25 protein-coding genes are annotated in these 26,054 nt (G+C 64.4%); 5 read left to right on the top strand and 20 right to left on the bottom strand.

Going from position 1 to position 26,054, the window contains the following annotated elements; all coding sequences use genetic code 11:
• Window positions 1–45: 45 nt before the first annotated feature.
• The 8 genes from exaC to RMET_RS26295 form a co-directional block, all read right to left on the bottom strand.
• On the bottom strand, window positions 46–1,566 hold the full coding sequence (gene exaC, locus RMET_RS26265; RefSeq protein ID WP_011519534.1) for an acetaldehyde dehydrogenase ExaC: 1,521 nt from the start codon (window positions 1,564–1,566) through the stop codon (window positions 46–48).
• 231 nt (window positions 1,567–1,797) lie between these two features.
• Window positions 1,798–3,144, bottom strand: coding sequence for a sensor histidine kinase (locus RMET_RS26270; protein WP_011519535.1), 1,347 nt, complete (start codon window positions 3,142–3,144; stop codon window positions 1,798–1,800).
• On the bottom strand, window positions 3,141–3,812 hold the full coding sequence (locus RMET_RS26275; protein ID WP_011519536.1) for a response regulator transcription factor: 672 nt from the start codon (window positions 3,810–3,812) through the stop codon (window positions 3,141–3,143). The genes RMET_RS26270 and RMET_RS26275 overlap by 4 nt, the downstream gene beginning before the upstream one ends.
• 5 nt (window positions 3,813–3,817) lie before the next feature.
• A complete protein-coding gene (locus RMET_RS26280) occupies window positions 3,818–4,171 on the bottom strand; it encodes a PepSY domain-containing protein (protein WP_017512555.1) in 354 nt (117 codons plus the stop codon).
• Between the two features lie 152 nt (window positions 4,172–4,323).
• Window positions 4,324–4,452: a hypothetical protein gene (locus RMET_RS34405; protein ID WP_267880299.1), complete on the bottom strand. Its 129-nt coding sequence runs from the start codon at window positions 4,450–4,452 to the stop codon at window positions 4,324–4,326.
• Window positions 4,453–4,483: 31 nt separating this feature from the next.
• Window positions 4,484–5,482 (bottom strand): tripartite tricarboxylate transporter substrate-binding protein, encoded by a 999-nt coding sequence (locus tag RMET_RS26285; RefSeq protein WP_011519538.1) that lies wholly within the window; start codon window positions 5,480–5,482, stop codon window positions 4,484–4,486.
• A gap of 100 nt (window positions 5,483–5,582) precedes the next feature.
• Window positions 5,583–6,758 carry an acyl-CoA dehydrogenase family protein gene (locus RMET_RS26290; protein ID WP_011519539.1) on the bottom strand — a complete coding sequence of 392 codons (1,176 nt, stop codon included), beginning with the start codon at window positions 6,756–6,758 and terminating at the stop codon, window positions 5,583–5,585.
• A 10-nt stretch (window positions 6,759–6,768) separates the two neighbouring features.
• A complete protein-coding gene (locus RMET_RS26295) occupies window positions 6,769–8,322 on the bottom strand; it encodes an AMP-binding protein (RefSeq protein WP_011519540.1) in 1,554 nt (517 codons plus the stop codon).
• Window positions 8,323–8,430: 108 nt separating this feature from the next.
• Here RMET_RS26295 and RMET_RS26300 point away from each other — a divergent pair, with 108 nt between their 5' ends.
• Window positions 8,431–9,321, top strand: coding sequence for a LysR family transcriptional regulator (locus tag RMET_RS26300; protein ID WP_011519541.1), 891 nt, complete (start codon window positions 8,431–8,433; stop codon window positions 9,319–9,321).
• A 35-nt stretch (window positions 9,322–9,356) separates the two neighbouring features.
• Window positions 9,357–10,103, top strand: a complete 747-nt coding sequence (locus tag RMET_RS26305) for a hypothetical protein (protein WP_029306576.1) — start codon at window positions 9,357–9,359, stop codon at window positions 10,101–10,103.
• Between the two features lies 1 nt (window position 10,104).
• Here RMET_RS26305 and RMET_RS26310 read toward each other — a convergent pair whose 3' ends face one another.
• The 12 genes from RMET_RS26310 to RMET_RS26365 all read right to left on the bottom strand — a co-directional run bounded on the left by RMET_RS26310 (window position 10,105) and on the right by RMET_RS26365 (window position 22,853).
• Complete coding sequence (locus RMET_RS26310; protein ID WP_011519543.1) at window positions 10,105–10,776, bottom strand: anaerobic ribonucleoside-triphosphate reductase activating protein; 672 nt, start codon at window positions 10,774–10,776, stop codon at window positions 10,105–10,107.
• 7 nt (window positions 10,777–10,783) lie between these two features.
• On the bottom strand, window positions 10,784–10,975 hold the full coding sequence (gene nrdD / locus RMET_RS26315; protein ID WP_011519544.1) for an anaerobic ribonucleoside-triphosphate reductase: 192 nt from the start codon (window positions 10,973–10,975) through the stop codon (window positions 10,784–10,786).
• 47 nt (window positions 10,976–11,022) lie between these two features.
• Window positions 11,023–12,747, bottom strand: coding sequence for a ribonucleoside triphosphate reductase (locus tag RMET_RS26320; protein WP_011519545.1), 1,725 nt, complete (start codon window positions 12,745–12,747; stop codon window positions 11,023–11,025).
• A 210-nt stretch (window positions 12,748–12,957) separates the two neighbouring features.
• The gene (locus RMET_RS26325) at window positions 12,958–14,535 is read right to left on the bottom strand and encodes a fatty acid--CoA ligase (RefSeq protein WP_011519546.1); all 1,578 of its coding nucleotides are present in this window, start codon (window positions 14,533–14,535) and stop codon (window positions 12,958–12,960) included.
• A gap of 75 nt (window positions 14,536–14,610) precedes the next feature.
• On the bottom strand, window positions 14,611–15,849 hold the full coding sequence (locus RMET_RS26330; RefSeq protein ID WP_011519547.1) for an acyl-CoA dehydrogenase family protein: 1,239 nt from the start codon (window positions 15,847–15,849) through the stop codon (window positions 14,611–14,613).
• Window positions 15,850–15,857: 8 nt separating this feature from the next.
• Complete coding sequence (locus RMET_RS26335; protein WP_029310109.1) at window positions 15,858–16,982, bottom strand: acyl-CoA dehydrogenase family protein; 1,125 nt, start codon at window positions 16,980–16,982, stop codon at window positions 15,858–15,860.
• Between the two features lie 108 nt (window positions 16,983–17,090).
• The gene (locus RMET_RS26340) at window positions 17,091–18,074 is read right to left on the bottom strand and encodes an acyl-CoA dehydrogenase family protein (RefSeq protein WP_011519549.1); all 984 of its coding nucleotides are present in this window, start codon (window positions 18,072–18,074) and stop codon (window positions 17,091–17,093) included.
• Window positions 18,075–18,092: 18 nt separating this feature from the next.
• A complete protein-coding gene (locus tag RMET_RS26345; RefSeq protein ID WP_011519550.1) occupies window positions 18,093–19,250 on the bottom strand; it encodes an acyl-CoA dehydrogenase family protein in 1,158 nt (385 codons plus the stop codon).
• 119 nt (window positions 19,251–19,369) lie between these two features.
• Window positions 19,370–20,152, bottom strand: a complete 783-nt coding sequence (locus RMET_RS26350; protein ID WP_011519551.1) for an enoyl-CoA hydratase/isomerase family protein — start codon at window positions 20,150–20,152, stop codon at window positions 19,370–19,372.
• 18 nt (window positions 20,153–20,170) lie between these two features.
• Window positions 20,171–20,629: a MaoC family dehydratase gene (locus RMET_RS26355; RefSeq protein ID WP_011519552.1), complete on the bottom strand. Its 459-nt coding sequence runs from the start codon at window positions 20,627–20,629 to the stop codon at window positions 20,171–20,173.
• A gap of 3 nt (window positions 20,630–20,632) precedes the next feature.
• A complete protein-coding gene (locus RMET_RS26360; RefSeq protein WP_011519553.1) occupies window positions 20,633–21,595 on the bottom strand; it encodes a Bug family tripartite tricarboxylate transporter substrate binding protein in 963 nt (320 codons plus the stop codon).
• A gap of 34 nt (window positions 21,596–21,629) precedes the next feature.
• Complete coding sequence (locus RMET_RS26365) at window positions 21,630–22,853, bottom strand: CaiB/BaiF CoA transferase family protein (protein WP_011519554.1); 1,224 nt, start codon at window positions 22,851–22,853, stop codon at window positions 21,630–21,632.
• Between the two features lie 233 nt (window positions 22,854–23,086).
• Here RMET_RS26365 and RMET_RS26370 point away from each other — a divergent pair, with 233 nt between their 5' ends.
• The 3 genes from RMET_RS26370 to RMET_RS26380 all read left to right on the top strand — a co-directional run bounded on the left by RMET_RS26370 (window position 23,087) and on the right by RMET_RS26380 (window position 26,031).
• Window positions 23,087–24,073, top strand: coding sequence for a Bug family tripartite tricarboxylate transporter substrate binding protein (locus RMET_RS26370; RefSeq protein ID WP_011519555.1), 987 nt, complete (start codon window positions 23,087–23,089; stop codon window positions 24,071–24,073).
• 45 nt (window positions 24,074–24,118) lie between these two features.
• The gene (locus RMET_RS26375) at window positions 24,119–24,913 is read left to right on the top strand and encodes a crotonase/enoyl-CoA hydratase family protein (protein ID WP_008645293.1); all 795 of its coding nucleotides are present in this window, start codon (window positions 24,119–24,121) and stop codon (window positions 24,911–24,913) included.
• Between the two features lie 209 nt (window positions 24,914–25,122).
• On the top strand, window positions 25,123–26,031 hold the full coding sequence (locus tag RMET_RS26380; RefSeq protein WP_011519556.1) for a LysR family transcriptional regulator: 909 nt from the start codon (window positions 25,123–25,125) through the stop codon (window positions 26,029–26,031).
• The last annotated feature ends 23 nt before the right edge of the window (window positions 26,032–26,054 follow it).

The raw sequence follows: 26,054 nt of genomic DNA on the forward strand, positions 1-26,054 counted from the left end.
TGGCGGGAGCGGAAGCAACCGCCCCCGTCAACGATCAGCAGCAGTTCAGAAGAAGCCCAGCGGTTGCGTGTCGTAGCTGACCAGCAGGTTCTTGGTCTGCTGGTAGTGGTCGAGCATCATCTTGTGGGTCTCGCGGCCCACGCCCGACTTCTTGTACCCGCCAAAAGCGGCGTGAGCGGGATACAGGTGGTAGCAGTTGGTCCACACGCGCCCCGCCTGGATGGCGCGGCCCACACGGTAGGCGCGGTTGATGTCGCGCGTCCACAGCCCCGCACCCAATCCGTACTCGGTGTCGTTGGCGATCCGAACGGCCTCCGCTTCATCCTTGAATGTGGTCACGGCGATGACCGGCCCGAAGATTTCCTCCTGGAACACGCGCATATCGTTGCGGCCCTTGAGCAGCGTCGGCTTGATGTAGTAACCCTTGGCAAGGCTGCCGGGCATGACCTCCACATCGCCGCCGACCAGGCATTCGGCGCCCTCTTCCCGGGCGATCTCCAGATAGCCGCGAATCTTGTTGTACTGCTGCTCGGACGCCTGCGCACCGACCATGGTCTCGGTGTCGAGCGGATCGCCGCGCTTGATGGCGGCCACCTTGGTCATCACGGCATCCATGAAGCGGTTGTAGATGGATTCCTGCACCAGCGCGCGCGACGGGCACGTGCACACCTCGCCCTGGTTGAAGAACCCCAGCACCAGCCCTTCGGCCGCCTTCTCGATGAAGCTCGGCTCCGCCTGCATGATGTCCTCGAAGTAGATATTGGGTGATTTGCCTCCCAGCTCCACGGTCGAAGGGATGATGTTCTCGGCCGCGCATTTGAGAATGTGCGAACCAACCGGGGTCGACCCAGTGAAGGCGATCTTGGCAATGCGCTTGCTGGTTGCCAGTGCCTCTCCGGCCTCCTTGCCGAAGCCGTGCACCACGTTCAGCACGCCCGGCGGCAACAGGTCGCCAATCAGCTCCATCAGCACGTTGATCCCCAGCGGCGTCTGCTCGGCCGGCTTGAGCACGATGCAATTTCCAGCAGCCAGCGCAGGCGCCAGCTTCCATGCCGCCATCAGCAAGGGAAAGTTCCACGGGATGATCTGGCCCACCACGCCCAGCGGTTCGTGGATGTGGTACGCCACGGTGTGCTCGTTCAGCTCGGCCGCCGAGCCTTCCTGCGCGCGGATGCAGCCGGCGAAGTAGCGGAAGTGGTCCACGGCCAGCGGAATATCGGCATTGAGCGTCTCGCGCACTGGCTTGCCGTTGTCCCACGTCTCGGTAACAGCCAGCAGTTCGAGGTTTTGCTCGATTCGGTCGGCAATCTTCAGCAGGATCAGCGAGCGGTCCTGTACCGCGGTGCGGCCCCAGGCGCCAGCAGCGGCGTGGGCGGCGTCGAGTGCAAGGTTAATGTCCTCGGCGGTCGAGCGCGGAAATTCGGCGATCGCCTCACCGGTCACCGGCGTGGTGTTGGTGAAGTACTGGCCCTTGACAGGCGGCACGAACTCGCCGCCGATGAAGTTGCCGTAGCGCGGCTTGTACGAAACGATGGCGCCGGGGGTGCCGGGATGGGCGTAACGCATGGACTGTCTCCTGATGGATGAGTGACGACGCCAGCGTTCTGGTCTGATTCTGCGTGGCGTCCATGCGTTATTTGCAAAACCCGGGCCACCCTCCGCTGCGGCCCGTTCAAGCCGGAATCCCGTCGATACACCCCGGTGGCAACGAGAAAGACTGTTCAAGAATGGAACACCGGCCGTTCCAGGGATCAACAGTCGGTGGCTACGGCACTGGCCGGTCAGCGGCTCGGCGGCTCAGCGCTGCGACTGCGTCGCACCTGCGGCCGGAAACCGCATCCGCGCGGCCAGACCGCCCAGAGAGGAGCGCTTCAGTTCGAACGCCCCGTCGTACATCGCGCAGATATCGCGCACGATAGACAGGCCCAGTCCACTGCCCTCGACGGATTCGTCCAGCCGGGAGAAGGGTTGCATGGCCTGATGCATGGAGCTTGCGGGCATGCCCGGGCCATCGTCGTCGACGCAGATCTCGATCTCCGACTCCTGCGATACCAGCGTCACGCGGATACGCGTGCTCGCCCATTTCCAGGCGTTGTCCAGCAGGTTGCCGAGCATCTCGACAAGATCCTGCCTGTCACCAAAGAAGTCGGCATTGCCTTCCACACTGACTTCAATCGGCTTGCCCGCATGAAGCCGCACGAGCGCGCGGGCGAGTTCCTCGACCGCCGGGCGGATCGCAACACTTCGCCCGCCCGCGCCGGCGGCACCCACCGCGCGGGCCCGCGACAGATGCCGATCCACCTGCTGGCGCATCGCGTCCACCTGCTGCAGCACGCTCTGGGAGAGCGGACCGGGCAAGGCCGTGGCGCTGTTGGCCAGGATCGCCAGCGGCGTCTTGACCGCGTGGGCCAGATCCGCCGCCTGCCGGCGCGACCGCTCCACGGCATCGTGATTGCGTTTGAGAAGCACGTTGATCTCATCGACCAGAGGCTTCACTTCGGCCGGCCATACCCCCTGCAACGTGGGGTCGCCACCGCCGTGCAGCTTTGCCACCGCCGCGCGCAGGCGGCTCAGCGGCGCCAGCCCAAAGCGGATCTGCGCCCAGACGGCGCCGAGAATGCCCACACCAAGGATGCCGAGTGACAGCCACAACAGATGCCGGAACGACCGTTTGGCGTCCCGCAATTCGGTGCGATCCAGTGCCACCGTGATCTGGACGTACGCGTCATCCCCGGTCAATTGCAGCCTGCGGGACTTCGCCAGCAGCGACTGGCCTTCCGGGCCGTTCCGGATATCGGCGTCTCCCGCCGGAATCTTGCGCTCGATCGTCGTGGGGATGTCGATGTCCCACAGCGACCGCGACCGTAGCGATTGCGTGCCCGACGCGGCCTGCCAGTAGGCGCCCGAGTATGGCCGTTCAAAGCGCGGATCGGCGGGCTGGCGCGTCAGTTCCAGCTGGCCGTGGCCATTCCATTCGAGCGCGGCGGCAAGGCTGGTCAGGTCCCGGTCCAACTCGGTCACATATGTCTTGTCGACGTGACGCCCGAACAGCGTATCGAGCACCCAGCCCGTGGCGCATAACGTGCCGACCACCCACAGCGTGGCAATCAGCAGCAACCTGCCCGCGATGGTGGGCCGCTTCATGCGCCGTGTTCCGGCGGGCGCAGCCGGTATCCGAGGCCACGCACCGTTTCGATGACGTCGACACCGAGCTTGCGTCGCAGGCGACCGACGAATACCTCGATGGTATTGCTGTCGCGGTCATGGTCCTGCGCGTAGATATGCTCGGTCAGCGTGGTCTTGCTGACGATCACACCCTGGTGGTGCATCAGGTAATCGAGCACCTTGTACTCGTGGGCGGTAAGGACGATGGGCGATCCGTCCACACTGACCTGACCAGTGGCGGGCGCCAGCGTGACGGGGCCGCAGACGAGAACGGGCGAGGTATGCCCGGTGGAGCGGCGGATCAGCGCCCGAATACGGGCCAGCAGTTCCTCGGCACGGAACGGCTTGGTGAGATAGTCATCCGCGCCCGCGTCGATGCCTTCCACCTTCTCCACCCAGCTGTCGCGCGCGGTCAGAATCAGCACCGGCACGCCGTTGCCGGCCTGGCGCCAACGCTTGAGCACGGTCAGGCCATCGAGCTTGGGCAGGCCCAGGTCGAGAATGACCGCATCATAGGGATTCTCGGTACCGAGATGCTCGGCGTCGATGCCATCTGACGCGTGATCCACCACATATCCTGCCTGAGACAGCGTATCGGCAAGCTGGCGCGCCAGTGTGGCTTCGTCCTCGATCAGCAGGATGCGCATCGTCGTCAGGGCTTGCGGGCTTTGTCGAGGTCATGCCCCTTTGCCTTCAACAGGCGCGCGTTGCGGGCATCGTACTTGAGCTTGGCCACCGCGCTGTTCGGCAGCAGCAGCTTGACTTCATAGGTCCATATCCCGTCATCGCGGTCCAGCTTGACGTCGATGACGTCGCCCGTGTACTGATTCGAGACGGTCTCGAGGATGTGGGACAGGGGCAGGATCTCGCCCGAGCGCAGCGCCTCGCGGGCGCGGTCGGCATCGGTATCGGCATGGGCGATGCCGGCGGCGCCAAAGGGGCCGAGCGCGGCAACGAGGATCAGGATGTGCGCTGCGGGGCGCAGCCAGCGTGTCAAGGCATTCATGGGGCGCATGTTGCGGGGGCAAGCCTGAACAGAAGCTGAACGCCGCGCTCAGGCGCGGTTCAGGTTCGACAGCGCATGATGCCACGACATTCTCACTCCGTCGCCGCCATGTCACAACGATCCGCCCTACACGCAGTGCTCGCCGGCCTGGTTCAACTCGCCCCGCTGGCCGTGGCGATGGCCGCCGCGGCACTGCCCTTCTGGTACAGCACGCTTTCCCGCTGACCGGAGATCTGGTCAGCCGGGTCAAGCGCCGCGCGTGGCGATGGTGTCCGTACCATCGGCGCCCGCCCGTGCGGGCTGCCGGATGTCTCAGCCCACCTCCCCCCGCATCCCGATCTCGCCGATGAGCTTGTCGTAGCGGGCGTTATCCGCGGCTACCATCTGCGCGAATTCGGCGGGCGATGCGCTCCTGCGAATCTCTCCCGCGTTTGCCTTCATCGACGCATCGAGTTTCCCACTGGCCTGCAGCGCGACCATGGCATCGAACAACTTCTTCGTCAGCGGCGCTGGCAGGCCAGCTGGGGCAAACAGGCCGCTCCAGTTGTCGAGCACGAAGCCTGGCGGCAACGATTCCGCCAGCGTCGGCACGTCGGGAAAATAGATCGACCGCGCGGCTGACGACACCGCCAGCGAACGAAGCTGTCCGTTGCGCAGGAACGGTGCCGCTGTCGATAGAACGGGCATGCCGAACTGCGTCTGCCCACTCATCATCGCCGTCACGATTTCGCTGGCACCCTTGTAGGGGATGTGAACCGCCTTGGTTCGCGTCTGGTGGAGCAGCGACTCCACTGCCAGGTGCGACACACTGCCCTTTCCGCCCGATCCATAGTTCAAGCCATCCGGCTGCCGACGCATTGCTTCGATCAGGTCACGCGCTGTCTTGTATGGCGACGAGGCCGGCACGGCCAACACTACCGGGCCGCCGGACAGCGCCGAAATCGCGGTGAAGTCCTTGGTCGCGTCATACGGCTGGTCGCGATACAGGTGAACGTTGATCACGTGCTGATTGGCCAGCACACCGAGCGTGTAGCCATCCGGCTCGGCACGCTTCAGCGCGCGAGCGCCGATGATGCCGCCCGCGCCACCGATGTTTTCCACCACCAGCGGCTGGCCCAGCACGGGCGCCAGTTCGGCGGAGATCGTGCGGGCCATCGAGTCCGGCGCGGTCCCGGCGATAAACGGCACGATCAACCGGATCGGGCGCGATGGATAGGGTGCGGCTGCCCTGGCCACGCGGCTCATCATGCCGCTCAAGGCCGTGGCACCGGCCACGGCGCCTGCCGTGGCAAACCACTGACGACGATTCATGGTTGTCTCCTGTCATGCGGCGCATTGTCTTGTATCGCAATGTCGCCACGCAAATGCGTTGAGGCCCGTCGGTCAGGTCAGACCCGATCAGGCCAGATGGTCATGCCCCAGTGGGATCGAGAATCGCCTTGGCGATCGTATTCCGCTGGATCTCGCTGGTGCCCGTAAAGATGCGGAACATGCGCAGCTTGCGCCAGGTCTGCTCCACCGGATGGCCGCGCGTCACGCCCACATTGCCGTGAATCTGCACTGCCTTGTCGGCCACCTCGAAGCAGCGCTCCGACACGAACAGCTTGCACGCCGCCGCCTTCATGCGCAGGTCAGCGCCGGCATCGGCAAGCATCGCTGTCTGCGCGATCATGCTCTCGCACGCCCACAGCGCGGCCGCCATATCGGCCAGCATGTGCTGGATGGCCTGGAAACGCGCGATCGGGCCGCCAAACTGGCGGCGCGCGCCCGCGTACTGTACCGACGCCTTGTACGCGCTCATGGCCAGCCCCAGCATCGACGGACAATGCAGCAGCCGGTTGACGTTGATGCGCGACATGCCGAGTTTGAAGCCACGTCCTTCGCCACCGAAGATGTTCGCACGCGGCACACGCACGTTCTCGAAGCGGATATCGCCATCAATATGCTGGCCAGACATCGGTACGTACTCGGTACTGACGGTCACGCCCGGCAAATCAAGGTCGACGAGCACCGCCGTGATCGACGGTGGCGCGGTGGCGGCATCGGTCACGCACATCACGATGGCAAAGTCCGCGAACGGCGCACCGCTGATGTAGTGCTTCTCTCCGTTGATGACGAGATCATCGCCATCTACGACGGCACTGGTCCGAATGCTCTGCACATCCGAGCCAGAATGCGTCTCCGTCAGCGCGAAGCACGTGGACTTCTCTCCGCGAATTACCGGTTGGAAGTAGCGTTCGATCTGGTCAGGCGTCGCGTATTTGAGCATGTTGCCCACGCGGGGCGGCCCGCCGAGATCGCCCAGCACGTGCGGCGCCAGCACCGCCCCGCTGGCGGCCAGATCGGCCTTGAGCGCGCACTGCTCCGCGATATTGAGACCCTTGCCGCCAAGTTCCACGGGCAGGCATGCCGCGTAGAGCCCGAGTTCGCTGGAACGGCGCCAGACGTTGCGCAGCACGTCGCGCGGCCACGGGTCTTCCGCGCCCAGATCCAGCTCGCGCTCCAGCGGCCGCAGTTCCTCGTCGATGAAGCGCTGGATCGCTACGCGCGTATCCAGCAGCACGGGGTTGGTCAGATGTTCGAACATGATGTGCCCCTTAATTGACGCGGCGGCTGGCGCCCACCCAGTACTGTTCCCGCACGACTTTGCGCGCCAGCTTTCCGCTTGCGTTCTTGGGCAGCTCGGCCACGAAATCGACCGTGCGCGGCGACTTGTAGTCGGCGATGCGCGCGCGGCAATGGCCGATCAATTCCGATGCGCTGGCTTGCCGGCCCGGCCACAGCGCCACCACGGCCTTGACGCTTTCGCCCCAGGTTTCATCGGGCACGCTGATCACGCAGGCTTCCATGACGTCCGGATGCTGGTACAGCGTGGCTTCCACTTCGGTCGGGTACACGTTGAAGCCGCCCGAGATGATCATGTCCTTCTTGCGATCGACCAGGTACAGGTAGCCATCGGCATCCACACGCGCCAGGTCGCCGGTGTGCAGCCAGCCGTCGACCAGCACCTCGCTGGTGAGACCGGGCTCACCCCAGTAGCCCTGGAACACATCCTCGCCACGAATCACGAGTTCGCCAATCTCGTCGTCGCAGACCTCCTCGCCGCGTTCGTTGACGACCCGCACCTCGGTTTCCCCCATGGCGCGACCGCACGATGCCAGTCGCTCTGGATGCCGCGCGAGTGCCTCGGCATGATCTGCCGTGGATAGCCGGGTAACGCCGGACGTCGATTCGCTGGCGCCGTAGCCTTGCGACAGGATCGGGCCGATGCGTTCCCACGCCTCGCGAATACGTGCGGGCGCCATGGGCGCGGCGCCGTAGGCCAGCGTCTTCAGGCAGCTCAGGTCTGCCGTGGCCAGCGTGGGCTCGGCCAGCAGCAGGTTGATCATCGCCGGCACCATGAACACGTGCGTCAGGTTCAGACGCGGCACCTCGGCCAGGAAGTGCGCGGGCTCGAACTTCTCGAACAGGACCAGCGTGGCGCCAAGGAACAGATACGGCTGCATCAACATGCCAGACGCATGGGTAATCGGCCCGATCAACGCCAGGCGATCGCCCGGGCGTGCAGGGCGATCCATGCCCAGGATCATCTTGCGCATCGACGCCAGCCGGTTGCCATAGCTCTGCATCGCCGCCTTGATCTTGCCGGTGGAGCCCGACGAGAAATGCAGCACGGCGAGGTCGTCAGGCTGCGGCACATAGTCGATGGCGGTGGTGGCGCCGCCATCGATCAGTGCTTCATAGGCACCGTACTGGCCCTCCGCCCCGGCAATCGCAAAGAAATGCTCCACGCAGCCGAACCCGCGTGATTCCCGCTGGTATCGCGTGTAGCCGGGGCCGACGATCATCACGCGCGGCGTGCAGTTTTCCACGACATCCGACGCCTCTTCGGCGGTGAAACGGGGATTCAGCGCGGCCTTGACCAGCCCGGCCTTGTACAGCGCGCATTCGATCTCCACGATCTCCGGACAGTTTCGCGCCTGGATCGCCACGCGGTCGCCACGGGTCAGGCCCAGCGCCAGCAGCGCGTTCGCCAGCCGCGTGGAACGCTTGTCGAGCTGGCGATAGGTCAGCACGCGATCCCGGTACAGCACGGCCGGGTTGTCGCCCCAGTAACGAGCGGCGCGCCTGAGGAAGTAGGCGAACGTCATGCATGTCTCCTTGCAACGTGTCTGGTATTTGTGCGCCCAGTCTGTAAGATGACGGGCATCACTACAATGCATTGACTGGAATAAAGTCATAAATACTAGGAATGTGCGATGGAGACTCGCGATCTGGAATACGTCCTGGCTGTGGAAACCCACGGTGGCATCGGGCGCGCCGCCGAGGCACTGGACATGACCCAGCCGGCACTTACCAAGGCCGTGCAGCGCGTGGAGGCGCAACTGGGCGTACCGCTGTTCGAACGCACGACGCTGGGTATGCGCGTCACGCAGGCGGGAGCGGTCTTTCTGGAACGGGCACGCCGGATCCGGCTGGAATATGAAGATGCAATCAAGGAAATGCGCGGCATCCAGACCGGCGAACAAGGGATGCTGCGCCTCGGCTATTCCCCTTCGATGCCCAATGCGCTGGTGCTGGGCGCGTGTCGGCAACTGATTCGCGAGCGGCCAGTGGCACGACTGCGCCTGACGATGCGTGTGGCGCGCGAGTTGATGGACCTGCTGCAGGCCGGCGAACTCGACCTGGCCATCGCCCCGTTGCCGCGTCAGGCGAACCCGGCCCTGGTATCGCGTGAACTGTTCACCGACCGCCTGGCCGTGGTGGCCGACGAGAATCATCCGTTGCTACGACGACGCAACCTGACGCTGGCGGACCTGACCGACCAGCAGTGGCTGCTGCCTAGCTCGCACGTGCTGATCCGCCAGCAGATCGACGCCGCCTTCACGGAACTGGGCTTGCCCGCACCGATCCTGCGCGTGGAGACCGACTTCGGCAGCACGGCCCTCTTCGATCTGGTGCGCGGCACCGAAATGCTCTGCATCGCGGGATCAACCAGCAATGGCGCACAGACGGGCCTGCGCCCCATCGCACTGCGACCTGATGCCCTGGACCTGGGCCGACGGGTAGGCGTGATGTCGCGGGCGGGTGCCTATCTCTCGCCGCTGGCCCTGCGCATGATCGGTATTTTCGAGGCGCGGATGCAATGAGGGACGATCGGGACCCGCGCATTACACTGCAGCCTATGAGCCGCAGCCACCCGCAACCGCATCTTCAGGATTCCCTCACCGCCTACTACTGGAGTGGCGACGCCATCCGCAGCCGGCGCGTGAGTGACGTTGTGCTCTCCGGCACCGTCGACATTCCAGAGCCCCCTGCCCGGCTGACCGCAGACTGGGCGCGCGAAATCTCACATCACATGAACCTGGAAGTGGGGGATGTCGAAGTCATGCCCCTGGCGCGAGCACGCGTGCGTTGGCCGGATTATTCGCGCTGCGTGCGCGCGGTCTCGGATTGGGCGAGCACGCTCGGCTTGCCTGAAGTGCTGGCCGCGAGCGATGTGGCGCTTATGGTCTGTCGCGGGGCGCGGTATCACCATGACGGCGACCAGTATGGCGGCGCCGCATTCTGCAATCTCTTCCTGAGCGAGGACAAGGGACAGGACGTCCACTTCCCCTTGCTGGATCTTCGCATTCCGCTGCAGCGGGGCTCGGTGCTGATCTTCGATACCTGCCAGCCTCACGCAGTGATCCCACGCGGCAGCAGCCGTTTCAGCGCCGCCGACTTTCCAGCGAATCAGGATTGCACCCAGCTGTTCCTGACCTGGGAGCTGCCGATCGAGAATGCCCACGTGGCACGGGCTCTCAAGATCGCGTTCGACAGCGACGGATCGACCGCACGCGATCTGGACGAAGAGCAGGTCCGGCTGCATTGCGAACGGGTTGGCGTGTGTCAGGAAACCGGCGCGTGGCAACGCTACGTGGCTGAGTAAATCAGGCCGGCATTCGCACGGCAATCCGCGGGCACGCCGCGGCGATGCGGTCTGCAATCCCCGCCGGGTGCGGCACCGGCATTCCGGCGCGATTGCAGACCTGCAACGACCAGCGCAGGACGCCCTTCTCCGCCAGCGTATGCAGCAGCGCCATCAAATCGGCCTCATCGAATAGCTCGGGATCCCAGGTCGTACGACATTCATAGGCGACACCGCTTGCCACCAGACGCGCCAGCGAGTCCATCACGCGTGTGGCGCTTCCGGGCGTGCCGGTCACGTGGTCGTAGCGGTGCGCGGGCGCCTTGATATCGAAGCCAACCCAGTCGACCCATGGCAGCGCGGCCTCCAGGCGGTCCGGATACATGCCGGCCGTGTGCAGGGCGACCTCGAAACCCAGTTGCCGCACGTCGCGCATGGCGGCCGGTAGCGCGGCCTGCAGCGTGGGCTCTCCGCCGGAGAACACCACGCCATCCAGCAGGCCGCGCCGCCGCGCCAGGAATGCCAGCACGTCTTCCCAGACCCGCGCGGACGGGCTGGCGACCGGGATCAGGTGCGGGTTGTGGCAGTAGTCGCAACGCCAGGGGCACCCCTGGCAGAACACCACGGCGGCCAGCCGCCCGGGAAAGTCGATGCTGGTCAGCGGCGTGAAGCCGCCGACTTTCAGGTCTGCCACAATGGGCTCAGGCCGCGCAGCGGATCTCATCGAAAAACGTGCGCTCGGCATGCTCGCCCTTCTTGCCGGTATTGAAGCTCGCCACCGGACGGTGGTAGCCCATCACGCGGGTCCAGACTTCGCAGGGTTGGCGCTCGTCGTCCTTGAGTGCCAGTGCGGGTTCGATCGAGAAATGGCGGGCGACAGCGAGATCAGTCATGGCGTTGCTCCTCATGTGCGAAACGTCGGGTTGAAAATCGGGAAACCTCACGCCGCCAGCGCGGCGCGTTTGCGCGCGAGAATGTCCTCGTCGCACTTCGGGCAGAAGCGGTGTTCGCCGGCCAGATAGCCGTGCTTGGGGCAGACGGAGAACGTCGGCGTGATCGTGATGTAAGGCAGCCGGAACGACTCCAGCGCGCGACGCACCATCCGCTTGCAGGCCTCCCCGCTCGACAGGCGCTCGCCCATGTAGAGATGCAGGACCGTGCCCCCGGTGTACTTCGATTGCAGGGATTCCTGACGCGCCAGCGCCTCGAATGGATCGTCGGTAAAGCCGACGGGCAACTGCGACGAGTTCGTGTAGTAGGGCTGATCGGCCGTGCCGGCCTGCAGGATGTCGGGCCAGCGCTTGCGGTCTTCACGCGCGAAGCGATACGTGGTGCCTTCCGCTGGCGTTGCCTCCAGGTTGTACATGTGGCCCGTGGCTTCCTGGAATTCGACGATCCGCCCGCGTACATGGTCCAGCAGACGCATCGCCATCGCGTGCCCGGCTTCCGTAGTGATGTCGTACGCATCGCCCGAGAAATTGCGGATCATCTCGTTGATGCCGTTCACGCCAAGCGTCGAGAAATGATTGCGCAGTGTGCCCAGGTAGCGCTTCGTGTAGGGGAACAGCCCTTCGTCCATCAGTTGCTGGATACGCTCGCGCTTGGCCTCCAGCGTGTCGCGGCCCATGTCCAGCAGTGAGTCGAGCCGGTTCAGCAGTGCGGCTTCGTCGCCTTGATACAGGTAACCGAGTCGCGCGCAGTTGATGGTGACCACACCCAGGGACCCGGTCTGCTCCGCACTGCCGAACAAGCCGTTGCCGCGCTTGAGCAATTCACGCAGATCCAGTTGCAACCGGCAGCACATGGACCGGACCATATTGGGCGTCAGGTCCGAATTCACGAAGTTCTGGAAGTACGGCAGGCCGTACTTCGCCGTCATCTCGAACAGCCGCGCGGCGTTCTCGCTTTCCCACGGGAAATCCGGCGTGATGTTGTAGGTGGGGATCGGGAACGTGAAGACGCGCCCTTTGGCATCGCCCTGCGTCATCACCTCGATGTACGCACGGTTGATCATGTCCATCTCCGCTTGCAGGTCGCCATAGCGGAACGGCATTTCCTCGCCGCCGATGACGGGCACCTGTTCCTTGAGATCGTCGGGACATGTCCAGTCGAACGTCAGGTTTGTGAATGGCGTCTGCGTGCCCCAGCGCGACGGCACGTTGAGGTTATAGATCAGCTCCTGGATGTGCTGCCTGACCTCGGGGTACGTCATCGCGTCCTTGCGGATGAAAGGCGCCATATAGGTGTCGAACGACGAGAAGGCCTGCGCGCCGGCCCATTCGTTCTGCATCGTCCCCAGGAAATTCACGATCTGCCCGACCGCGCTCGACATATGCCGCGGCGGCGCGGCTTCCACCTTGCCCGGCACGCCGTTGAGGCCTTCATGCAGCAGAGTGCGCAACGACCAGCCGGCGCAATAGCCGGACAGCATGTCGAGATCGTGGATATGGAGGTCGCCTTCCCGGTGCGCGGCGCCAGCCTCGGGCGCGTAGACATGCGAAAGCCAGTAGTTGGCGGTGACCTTGCCGGCCACATTGAGGATCAGTCCGCCCAGCGAATACCCCTGGTTGGCGTTGGCGTGAATCCGCCAGTCCTTGCGGTCCAGGTATTCATTGATAGACGACTCGACGTCGACAGTCGTCGCGCCCCGGATGTTCTGTTGCATCGCACCCCTCCCGTGCTTACGCACAAAATATGGGGTGGATTATCTATATCGATACCATAGGTGGTGTTGCGACAGATCAAACGGCGACACCGCTGCGGGGGGCGACACATCGGGCGGCGGGTCGGGCAGATCTCGCCAGGAAGGCGATCCAGACCTCGACCGCCCGGCGTCATCTGCCGCCGGATGTGCCCTTCCCCGGCCCCGGAGTGCCTAGTTCACCTGCCGGGTGCGGCCCGTCCAGTACGGTTCCCGTAGCGCCCGACGCAGCAACTTGCCCGACGGATTGCGCGGCATGGCATCGATGAAGTCGATGCTCTTGGGCACCTTGAAACCCGCGATACGCTCGCGCGCCCAGCCCAGAATGCTGTCGGCGTCAGCGGCCACACCCGGGCGCAGCACCACCATCGCCTTGACCGCCTCACCCCACCGCTCGTCCGGCACACCGATCACGGCCACGTCGGCAACGGCCGGGTGGCCGTAGATGGCGCTCTCCACCTCGGCCGGGTAGATGTTCTCCCCGCCGCTGATGATCATGTCCTTGACCCGGTCGTGGATATAGAGGTAGCCGTCCGCGTCCATGTAGCCAGCATCGCCACTGCGCAGCCAGCCGTCGGCGTCGATGGTGCGGGCGGTCTCTTCCTCCTGCTTCCAGTAGCCCGCCATGTTCTGCGGCGAGCGGATCACCACTTCGCCCACCTCGCCGGCAGCCAGCCTCTGGCCATCCGGCCCGACCACCGCCACCTCGCTACCGGGCATGGCCTTGCCGGCGGCGCGCATGCGCGGGACATCGGCGGGCGTATGATCTTCCGGCGGCAGCGCCACGATCGTGCCCGTGGTCTCCGTCATGCCGTACTGCTGCACGAAGCCGCAGCCAAACACCGCCATGCCCTCACGCAGCAGCGCTGCGGGAATCGGCGACGAACCGTACAGCATGTGCTTGAGGCGTGAATAGTCCACCTGGCGCGCGCGCGGATCACGCAGCACGATCTGCATCGCAGCCGGCACCATGAACAGCTTGCTGATGCGGTCGTGCTCGATATAGTCGAGCACCTTGCCCGGATCGAATTCGCGCGCCACGACACCCTTGCAGCCGACAAGAACACCGCGCACGCCCCAGCCCGAACCGCCGATATGCGCCACCGGCATGGCCACCAGCGACACATCTTCGTCGTTCCATTGCGACCAGTCGGCACCTTCGCGCATCGAGATCTCGGTACCACTGGTCAGGTTGCGATGCATCAGCATCACGCCCTTGGGACGTCCGGTAGTGCCAGACGTGTAGAGCTGCAGCACCACGTCGGCGGGCTTCGCTTCGTGCGCCGGTGGTGTATCCGGGCACGCGTCGCGCCATTCCGTGTAGGCCGGCCAGTCTGGCTCCCCGCCCTCCATCGCCACGGCGCGGCGCACCAGTGGCAGCGCTGGCAGCAGGTTGCGAACCGATGCCGATGACTCGGGGCCGACGAAGACCAGCGTCGCGTCGCAGTGCGAGACGATGTACTGGATTTCGGGCCCCGCCAGCCGCCAGCTCACCGGTGCAATGACGGCCCCCATCTTGGCCGCGCCAAAGAATAGTTCGAAATAGTGGTCGCTGTTCTTGCCGACATAGGCGATGCGGTCGCCAGCCTTCACGCCGTCGGCCAGCAGGGCCTGCGCCACGCGATCCGTATGGCGATCGAAATCGGCAAACGTGGTCTCGCGGCCTTCGAAGGCGTACGCAATGGCCCCGGCCCGCTCCCGGGCGAAGTGGCGAATCGCGCTGGGCAGCGTCGCGAGGTATTCCGTCTCCATGAGCCTTGTCTCCCTTTTTGATTGATAGGATGGGTACTGGTGACAAATGGCGTCGAGGGACGCCAATGCGGGCACTCAGAGCCGCAATACCTGTCGCGCGATGATGTTGCGCTGGATCTCGCTCGAACCGCCGTAGATCGATGCCTTGCGATAGTTGAAGTAGCGCGGCGCAATCGGGGCGGCATCGTCCGGACCCAGACGCGGGTCGGCAGCGCGGCCCTGGATCTCGGCCCAGGTATCCCGCACGAATGGCAGCGCATAGGGTCCGAGCACGTCGACGGCTAGCTCGGAGATGGCCTGTGCCGTCTCGGTACCGACCAACTTGATCATGCTCGACGCCGCGCCGATCGACGTACCCGAGGCCACGCCGGAGAACAGCCGCAACTCCGCCGCCTCGGTCGCCGCCACGCGCACATACGTGGCGCCCAGCCGTTGCCGGAAGACGGGATCGTCGACCAGCCGCCCGGTGCCATCCTCACCGGGCTGAGCGGCGGCCATGGCAGCCACCTTGTCCAGTTGCCGGTGCAGCATCGGCGCGAAGCTGCCGCCACGCTCGAACTCGAGCAGGTACTTGGCAATGGTCCAGCCCATGCCCTCCTCGCCAATGCGTTGGGCGGCCGGCACGCGCACATCGTCAAAGAAAACCTGATTGACCTCCTGCTGGCCCTCCATCGGGCCGTCGAGCGTAGGCAGCGCCGATACGGTGATACCCGGCGTGCGCATGTCGAGCAGCAGGAACGTAATGCCCTCCTGCGGCCTGCCCTCGCGCGAGGTCCGCACCAGACAGAACATCCAGTCGGCCCACTGGGCGTGCGTCGTCCAGATCTTCGAACCGTTGAGGATGTAGTGCTCGCCATTCGCATCGACGCCGCGTGTCGCGCGCATCTGCAGCGAGGCCAGATCGGAGCCTGAGTTCGGTTCGGAGTAGCCCTGGCACCACCAGTCGTCGGACGCCAGGATGCGCGGCAGGAAGCGGGCCTGTTGCTCGGGGCTGCCGTACTTCATGATGACGGGCGCCACCATCTTGAGACCCATCGGCGACACCGGCGGGCAACCGGCGGCGGCCAGTTCGCTCTGGAAGAGGTGCCGTTGCGTGGGTGTCCAGCCGGGGCCACCATGTGCTTGCGGCCAGTTCGGCGCGGCCCAGCCACGCGCGTGCAGGGCCTTTTGCCAGCGTACCTGTGCCGCCTTGTCGAGATAACCGTTCTTCGATTGCGCCATCATGGCGCGAAGCTCGTCATCAAACGCTTCGGAGATCCAGGCGCGCACCTCGGCGCGAAACTGCAGGTCTTGCGGAGACTCGTCGATATCCATGGCGGTCCTTATGCGTTGGCCGGGTAGCGCAGGTCGACACAACGGCGCAGATGGTAGGCAACGTTGCCGAACTGCAGGCCGATGGCGGTGACACGCTTGAAGTAGTGGCCGACCGCCGTTTCCTCGGTCACGCCCATGCCGCCGTGGATCTGCACCGCGCCCTGCCCGATGCGGCGGCCTGCTTCGTCGACATGGGCCTTGGCGGTGCTGGCACCCAGCGCCCGTTCATGTGGCTCGCCAGCAAGACGCATGGCAGCCACCTGTGTGAGGGCGACGGCCTGCTCGTGCAACATGTACATGTCGGCCATGCGATGCTGCAGCGCCTGGAAGCTGCCGATCGCCTGCCCGAACTGCTGGCGCTGACGCGCGTACTCGATGGTGTTCTCCAGCATTCGCGCCGTGGCGCCGGTGGCTTCGGCACACAGCGCGACGGCGGCGGTGTCGCCCAGTTGCTCCAGCAGCGGCAATGCGCCGCCAGGCATTCCCAGCACTTGTGCGGCGCTCACCGGCACGTCGGTCAGTATCAGGTCAGCAGTACGGCCGCCGTCAAAGGTGGGGGCTTCGATCAACGTCAGGCCCGGCGCCGTGCGTTCGACCCAGAACAGCGTCGGACCGGCTTCCGTGTTCGCGCTGACAATGAAGTGCGTGGCCCAGGGCGCGCCGGTGACAAGCGCCTTGCGTCCATGCAACCGGTAACCGCCGGCAGCCGCATCCGCGCGTGTTCGCACCATCATTCCGTAGCGCGATTCCGGTTCGGCGTGCGCCCAGCCGACCACCAGTTCGCCTGCCGCGATGGCGGGCAGCGCTTCGGCGGCCAGCGTCTCATTGGCATATTGCAGTGCATCAACCGCAAGGATGGCCGTGCCAAGGTAGGGCTCCAGCACAAGATGGCGGCCGAACTGTTCCATCACCACGATGTGGTCGATGATGCCGCCGCCCAGCCCACCGAAGCGCTCGGGAATCCCGATGCCAAGCAGGCCAAGGTCGCGCGCGAACGCGCGCCAGCAATCGGGACGCCAGCCGGCGGCCGAATGCACGGCAGCCTGGCGCGCATCGAACGTGTAGTGATCGGACAGGTAGCGCGCGAGCGTGTCGCGCAGCATGGCCTGTTCCTCGCTGAAGCGAAAATCCACGTGTTGGCTCCTCGGTGGAGATGAGACACAGTCATTCTGTTCCGCGCCGGCCATGCCGGCGACGTTCGAACGAACTATTCGCGCCAGACAACAAGTGCACCCGAACGCCTAGACCTGACGTGCGAAATCGCTCACCTTCACGCCATCGCGCCCCAGAATCGCCATGCCGACAACACGATTCCAGTACAACTCCGACCCGTGCGCCATGCGCCATTCGTGCAGGCATCGCGTCACCAGTTGCAGGTCATACTCCTCCGTGATGCCGATGGCGCCGTGGAGCCCATGGGCGGCGGCCGCGACAACCTGCACGGCCTCCGCGCAGCGGGCCTTCGCCACGGCGGCAGCAAGCTTCCCCGGGTGCCGCTGCCCACCCGCGAAAGCCATTTGCGCGGCGACGGACATTGCGGCAATGTGCTCGACGATTACTGAAAGCTGATGCTGGATGACCTGGAACTTGCCGATCGACCGCCCAAACTGCGAACGGTCCTGGCAATACTGGAGGGTCAGCTCTCCCGCGCGTCGGGCCGCCCCCGCCATCAGCACGGCAAGCACGGCGCCGTCCCAGGCGTCCAGTTCGTCCACCGTGACGCCCTCGATAGGCACGGCATCACCCCGCACCCACTTCAAATCCGCGCTGAGGCTGCCGTGCACCCCGATCCAGTCCCGCTGCGCCGCGCTGCAATCCAGCAAGAGCACCGCGTCGCCGCAGCCCACGAGTACATGGTCCGCGACCAGGCCACCGATCACATTGGCGATATGCAGGCTCCCGTCCGGTTCGCACCGGCATCTTGGCGCGATCGTGATCATGCCCGCGGGCGCCCCGCCCCCGGATTTCGAGAGAATCGCCCGTGCTGCAATGGTCTGGCCGATTGGCAGTGGTACGGCGTGCTTTCCGACCTCAAGAAGAATCGGATACAGCTCGCCCAACGCCAGCCCGGCGCCTCCAGCCTCTTCGGGCGCCAGGAGCTCGAGGAATCCCGCCTCCTCGATGGCACCCCATACCTCCCTGACTTCAACGCCTTGTCCAATCTTCCGGAGCGCCTGCGGCGAGAAACGGTCTTTCAGAATATTTGCGATGGCTTCTACGAACATTCACTGTCCTCCTTCGTGTTAGCGCAGCCCGAGGCTACGGGCGATCATGCCGCGGAGAATCTCTCGCGTGCCGCCACGCAACGAGAACGTCGGGGAAATCTGGCTCAGATAGGCCACCGTGCGCAGCAGCTCGCCATCGCCGGCCGCCTCCGGGTCCGAGGCGATCGCCGCTTCCAGATAGGCCGGAATCGCCTGCTCCAGCTCGGTACCCAGATCCTTGACCAACGCCGCTTCGACCACCGGGCTCTCATGGCGTGCCAGCTTCGATGTCACGGCGATCGACATGTTGCGCAACGTCGCCACATGCGTGACGAAGCGGCCAAGCGCGGCCACCTGGTCCCGGGTCGCTTCCGTGCGGCGAAGCTGTTCGATCCAGGCATCCAGCAGGACGATGCTGGAATAGATGCGCTCCGGGCCGCTGCGCTCGAATGCCAGTTCCGCGTTCACCTGCTCCCAACCACTGCCTTCTTCGCCAATCAGGGCATCCGACCGCAGCGCCACATTCTCGAATACCACCTCGGCGAAGTGCGCGTCGCCCGTGAGGTCCCGGATGGGACGCACGGTCACGCCGGGCAGGGAAAGATCGATGATGAACTGGGACAACCCCTTCTGCTTGTCCTCGGGAACCCCTGAGGTACGGACCAGCGCGATCATGTACTGACAATGCTGCGCGTTGGTCGTCCAGATCTTCTGGCCATTCAGGACCCAGCCATCCGCAGCCGGCGTCGCGCGCGTCCGGACACTCGCCAGGTCGGAGCCCGAGTTCGGCTCGCTCATGCCAATGCAGAAGAACGCCTCGCCACGACATATCTTCGGCAGGTAAGCCGCCTTCTGCGCCTCCGTGCCGTACCTGAGGATCAGCGGCCCGCTTTGCCGATCCGCGATCCAATGCGCTGCGACGGGGGCTCCAGCGCTCAGCAACTCCTCGACCAGCACGAATCGTCGGAACGGATCCAGGCCGGCGCCGCCGTACTGCGCCGGCAAGGTAATGCCTACCCATCCGCGGCCGGCAAGCTTCCGGCTGAAATCAGCGTCAAAGCCCATCCACGACCTGGCCCGCTTGCTTGGTGGGGCCTTGGGTTGCATGTCCGCGAGAAAGGCCTTCACCTCGGCGCGAAACGCCTCCGCCTCCGGGGGCAACTGCGCGAGATGAAAGGTATCGAGTAGATGATTCAATGAAAACTCCTGATCTGGCACTGCCGCCAGGCGTCAGTGCAAAAAACCGGCACGGTGCTGCCGTGTGTCCGCAACACGCCGGCAACCGGTGCCTCACATCACGTTCACAGTGGCGATCTTCACCACTGGTACTTCGCGGGTTCCTTGTCGATGAACCTCCGGACTGCCTCCTGGTGATAGGCGCTCTCGCGGCACATGGCCTGCAGCATCGCTTCCTGCGCATGGACGGTATGACGGTCGGACTCGAACGCCCGGTTCATCACGGACTTCGCCGCGCCGATGGCGTCGGTCGGGGCGTGCGCGAAGCGATTCGCCAGCGCAATGGCATCGGCCACGACATCGTCATCGGAGATCGAATGGAGCAACCCAAGGTCGAGCGCCTCATCGGCCTTCACGACGCGCGCGGAGAAGACCAGTTCCTTGGCGCGCGCGAGGCCGATCCAGCGAGGCAGCAGATATAACGCCCCGACATCGGGCACGAATCCGATGCGGGAGAACACCGAACAGAACGTGGCCCGTTTCGATGCCAGGATAAAGTCCGCGCAAAGCGCCAGCGAGAGTCCCGCGCCAAACGCCACGCCGTCCACGGCCGCGATGACCGGCTTCTCCATGTCGATCAACTCGTCGGACCAGCGATGAATCTTGCGAATGCGCTCGCGTCCCTCGAAGATGTCGCGTTCGCCGCCCTGCCCGGCCGCAATCGCCTTCACATCGCCCCCCGCGCAGAAGTGCCCGCCAGCGCCGGTCAGCACGATGGCCTTTACCGCCTTGTCATCGCGCAACGCCGGAACGACCTCGGCGAATGCGTCCCGCATCGTCATGTCGAGCGCGTTGCGCTGCTCCGGACGATTCATCGTCACCACGGCGGTGGTTCCAACGTGCCTGACTTCCAGTACCGTCATTGCTTGTCTCCTTTGTTTTCAGTAGCGCATCTGCAGCAGCCACGTCGCCGCCATGGCGGGGCGTTCGCTGTTTTCCACCTGCATTTCCACTTGCCAAAAGCATCTGATCTCGCCCGGCCGGACATCCTCGACGCGCTGCAGGACGAACACACCGCGCAACCGGGCGCCCGCGGGTACGGCACCAGTGAAACGCACCTTGTCGAACCCGTAGTTCACAGACATCTTGCGGCCCGGAAACGAGAAGCACTGGGTGAACGCCGTGGTGACCATCGACAGTGTCAGGAGTCCATGTGCAATCGTGCAGCCGAACGGCGACTCGGCCGCGGCGCGTACCGGATCGACGTGGATCCATTGACGATCGCCGGTCAGCCTTGCGAACGTATCGATCGTCTCCTGGTCCAGCACGATGTAGTCGCTCACCGCGGCCGGCGCATCGCGAAGCGCCTTGACGGCCTCGACAGAACTCAGCGCCTGCATGCGTCAGTCCGCCTTCACGTTGAGGGACTTCGCCACGGGAATCCAGCGCGCGCGCTCTTCGTTAATGAATTCCCCAAAGCTCGCAGGAGATCCCGGCATCGGCTGCGCGCCGATTGCGCGTAGCTTCTCGACCAGCTCAGGATTGCGAAGGGCGTCGTTGATCGCCTTGTTCATCGCCGCGATAGGCGCAGCGGGCGTGCCAGCCGGCGCGACTACACCAAACCAGGCGCTCGCCTCGGTTCCCGAGTAGCCCAGTTCGTGCATGGTGGGCACGTCCGGCAACAGTGGAAAGCGGTTCGTATCGAGAATGGCCAGTGCGTGAATCCGGTTTGCCCTGGCCTGCTGCATGGAGGACGGCAATGCATCGTAGATCAGGTCGATATTCCCACCAATCAGGCTGACGATGGCAGGCGCGCTACCCGCGAACGGCACATGGGTGACCTTCACGCCGAGCTTGCTCGACGCGTTCTCGCCGGCGAGGTGCGTGATGTTGCCGCTCGACGCCGAGCCCATGGTCAGCTTCCCTGGCTGGCCCTTGCCCAGTGCCACCAGATCCTTGACTGACTTCACCGGCAACTCCGCCCGCACAGAGAGCATCAGCGGCGTCTTGCCCAGCCCCGCCACCGGCACGAAATCGCGCGCCGGGTCATAGGGCAACTTTTCGTAGATCGCGCTGTTGATGACCAGGGGCGCATTCGAGCCGACCAGGAGCGTCTTGCCATCGGGTGCGGATCTGGCCACGGTCTCCGCGGCGATGATGCCCGCTGCCCCTGGCTTGTTGTCGATGACGATCGTCGTCTTCAGGAACTTCGACGCATCGCTGGTCACCAGCCGGGTGATCTGATCCGCTGCGCCGCCCGGCGGATATGGCACCACCAACCGGATGGGCTGATCCGCTGCGGACGCGGCATTTGACACGGCGAACACGGCAACAGCCAGGAAAAGCATCTTTGCGGAATGCAGCATCTTGTCTCCTTGAGTTTTGTTTTGGGTACAACGATCAGATCACGCCCTGCTCCCTCAAGGCGTCGATGGTCTCGGCTGAAAAGGCAAGCATGTCCTGCAGAACCCTGTCGGTGTGTTCACCCAGGGTTGGCGCGGAGCGTTGGTAGCGAATCGGCGTATCGGAGAAACGAATCGGATTCGCAAGCGATGGGGCTTTCGAACCGCTGCTGTGCTCCAGAACGAGCTGCATGTCCCGATGCCTGACCTGCGGGTCTTCGAACACCTGTTTCATGTTGTAGATCGGTCCGCAAGGCACGTTCGCCGCTTCCATCAGCGTCACCCATTCCGTCATGGTTCTGGCCAGCATCGCCTCGGCAACCTGGGGAATCAGCGTCTCCCGATTTCGGTTGCGCTGTGCTGCAGTGGTAAATCGGGCATCTTCCGCCAGATCGGGACGCCCGATGACGCCGCAGAACGCCGCGTACTGGGTGTCGTTGCCGACCGCCACGATGACGTCACCCTCTTTGCAGCGGAATACCTGGTACGGCACCATGTTCGAGTGCGCATTGCCCATCCGCTGGGGGACCTTGCCGGACAGAAAGTAGTTGATGGCCTGGTACGAATTGATGGTGACCACGCAATCGAGCAACGAGATATCGATGTATTGGCCCTCTCCGCTGACGTTCCGGTGCTCAAGCGCGGCAAGGATGGCCGATGTGGCGTACATGCCGGTGAGCAGATCTGTGATGGCGATGCCGGATTTCACCGGGCCGGCGCCGGGCTCGCCATCCGGCATCCCGGTGATGCTCATCAGACCGCCCATACCCTGGAAAACGAAGTCGTAGCCCGGCAATGCCGCATAGGGCCCGGTCTGACCGAATCCCGTGATCGAGCAGTACACCAGACGCGGGTTGAGCTTGCGCAGGTCTTCGTAGGACAGGCCATAGCGAGCCAGCGTGCCCACCTTGTAGTTCTCGACCACAACATCGCATTCGCGGGCCAGCGCCCGGATGATGTCCTGGCCCTTTGGCGATGCAAGGTCGATCGTGATCGATTTCTTGCCCCGGTTTGCGCTGAGGAAGTACGACGAATCATCGGTCTCGTTGCCTTGCGGGTCCTTCAGGAACGGCGGCCCCCAGCCGCGCGTGTCGTCGCCGGCGCCAGGTCGCTCCACCTTGATGACTTCGGCCCCCATGTCCGCCAGATTCTGGGTGGCCCAGGGTCCGGCCAGCACACGGGACAGGTCCAGCACCTTGATATGGCCAAGCGCCTTGCTCATGTCGTTGTCTCCTGCTTTCGAGTTGTAGCGATGAGCGTAGCCACGTGCCAACGCCGCGTCCAATAGCGATTCGCGAGACTTCGATAAGCTGCGTTTATCACTGCCCGGCAGTACGCCGATATATTTTGGATATCGAAAATCGTCGTTTCTATATTGGACAGCGCCATAGCGCTGCGCATAGTCTCTGCTGACGCTTCGCGTACTAGACGAAGCCGGATAACACGGAGACAGGAATGAAACTCACATCAGCCACGCGCCGGTGGGCCATGCTGTGCGCGCTCGTGGTGACGATTGGCGGCGCACTGACGCCGATGGACGCCAGAAGCGAATACCCGGACAAGCCCATCAAGCTGGTAGTGTCCTTTCCGCCGGGGAGCGGCACGGACTCCAACGCCCGATATCTCGCACGCAAGATGGAGGAACGGCTGGGAAAGCCGGTCGTCGTCGAGAACCGTCCGGGTGGCAACAGCTTTATCGCCGCGCAAACGGTGACCCGCGCCGAACCCGACGGATATACGCTGCTGCTGGCCAGCAACTCGCCGGTGGCGACCAATGTCGCGATGTTCCGCAAGCTCCCCTATGACCCCGTCAGCGAACTCGCACCCATTGCCCGTCTGGGAGTCGGCGCCATGGCGCTGGTCGTGAGCGCGACGTCTCGCTACCAAACCGTCGACGCGCTGTTGAGTGCGGCACGCGAACACCCCGGCACTCTCAACTATGGCGCGGGCAGCGCCTCGTACCAGATCGCGACCGAGCTCTTTCTGGCAATGGGTCACATCAAGGCCAACCATGTGCCATACAAGGGCGCGGCGCCTGCGCTGACCGATCTGGCTGCAGGACAGGTGGATTTCGTGTTTGCCGACTATGGCGCGGTACTTCCGCTCCTGAACGGCGGCAAGCTCCGGCTGCTCGCGGTCACCAGCGACAAGCGGCTCGGCAGCCAGCCCAACACGCCCACGCTTCAGGAAAGCGGATTCCCCGGCTACTTCATGGTGAACTGGACCGCCGCGTTCGCACCGGCGAATACGCCAAAGCCGGTCATCGCCAAGCTGGAAATGCTGATGCTGGACATCTACCGGACACCAGAAACCAGCGAATTCCTGTCGCGCACCAGTTGGGACGTCTTTGTCGGCGACGCGAAAGCGCTGAGGACCTTCCAGCTCGCGGAGATCAAGAAGTGGTCGGACGCCGCCGAGCGCGCAGGCGTGCCGAAACAGTAGACGCAACGATAGACGAACCGATCCATCCAATCCCGGAGACCTACCATGTCGAACTTCCTGTCCTACGAACAAGACGGGCACGTCGTCACGTTGACGATGTCGGAACCCGAGCGCCGGAACCCACTGACGGGCAATACGGCCGTGCCCGAATTCCTGGCCGCGATCGAGCGTATCGAGTCCGATACGTCGGTCCGCGCCGTGATCATCACCGGAAGCGGTACCGCATTCTCGTCGGGCGGCAACATCCACGAAATGAAGCGGCAGGCATCCGGGACTGCCTCGGCAATGGACGTCAGACGGGACTATCGCCATGGCATTCAGCGGCTGCCGCTTGCGCTGTTCAATCTGGAGGTCCCGGTCATCGCCGCCGTCAACGGTCCGGCACTGGGGGCGGGTCTCGATCTCACCTGCATGTGCGACATCCGCATCGCGTCGCGCGCCGCCCAGTTTGCGGAGAGCTTCGTCAAGCTGGGCATCATTCCCGGGGATGGCGGCGCCTGGCTGCTGCCCCGAATCATCGGGATGTCGCGCGCGGCGGAGCTTACGTTCACGGGCAAGGCGATCGACGCGCAAACGGCGCTCGAGTGGAATCTCGTTTCGCAGGTAGTCGAACCTGAGGCTCTGCTGCCCACGGCCCGGGAGATCGCGGCCGCCATCGCGGCAAACCCGCCGCACGCGGTCCGATTGGCCAAGCGCCTGTTGCGCGAAGGCATGCACACGTCGCTGGGCACGCTGCTGGAACTTTCCGCCGTCTATCAAGCGGTCTCGCATCAGGCCGCCGATCACAAGGAAGCCGTGGAAGCGTTCCTCGACAAGCGCAAACCCGTATTCAAGGGATAAAGGGGTCACGACAGGCCGTTTCTCGTTCCGGCGTGGCGGCGGGAAACGGCTCCCCTGACAGCGATGGCACCGCAGCGGGAATGCCCCGCGACATGCGTATGTGTCCGTATTGCGACGCACAGCATGTTTCAATAAGCTCCAGGTCTCAAGCGCCCTCCGGAGCCAGAACACGACATTGAAATGCGGCGCTCTGTCACCCTTCCAGGAATATGGATCTACGTCGCATCAGGCACTTTGTCGTACTTGCCGAGACTCTGAACTTCCGGCGCGCCGCCGAGCGGCTGCATATCGCCCAGCCGGCCCTGACCGTCTCCATACAGAAACTCGAAGCAGAGCTGGACACCACCTTGTTCCTGCGCGATGCCAGAGGCGTGGCGCTGACCGCCAGCGGGCGGGTCGCGTTGCTGGAGGCAAAGCGCATCCTGTTCCACGCTGGCCAGTTCAGCGAGCGGGTACACGCAGCCGCCAGTGGTCTGGGTGGCACATTGCGCGTGGGATTCGTCGGCTCCACGACGTATCAGGTACTCCCGCGACTCGTCTCGCGCTTCCGCGAGGAATATCCGGGCATCGAACTCGTACTGAAAGAGGCAACGTCGACCAGCATTCTTCGGAGCCTGGAGGAGGAAGTCCTGGATGTCGGCCTCATCAGGACGCCATTGATGTCCAGGGGCACTGCCACGCTGATTTCCCTGCAGGAAGACCGGTTCGTTGCCGCGCTGCCACGGCGCAATCCGCTGGCGGCAAAGCAACCGCTTACGCTCGCCGACCTTGCGCAAGAGCGGTTCGTCATGTATGCCCAGACCGAAGCATCGGGCCTGCACGCCGCTGCGATGGCGGCATGTCAGACCGCCGGATTCCTTCCCCGGATCACGCAGGAAGCCACGCAGATCCAGACGGTATTGGCACTGGTGGAAAGCGGCCTTGGCGTCGCGTTGGTCCCGTCGATCATGCGTCGATTCGGCAGTGACAAGCTGGTCTATTCGACACTGGCCAACTATCCCAACACCACGAGCATCGGCATCGCCCTGGCCTTTTCCCCGCACGCCGATGGTCCGGCCATCAGGCATTTCCGCGAAGTGGCGATTGCGGAATTTGCCGGCGACGCGCCGGCCGCGTAGGCTTCGGCCCGGATCGAAAAAGG

Origin of the sequence: Cupriavidus metallidurans CH34 (assembly GCF_000196015.1) — a bacterium.
Lineage (GTDB): Bacteria > Pseudomonadota > Gammaproteobacteria > Burkholderiales > Burkholderiaceae > Cupriavidus > Cupriavidus metallidurans.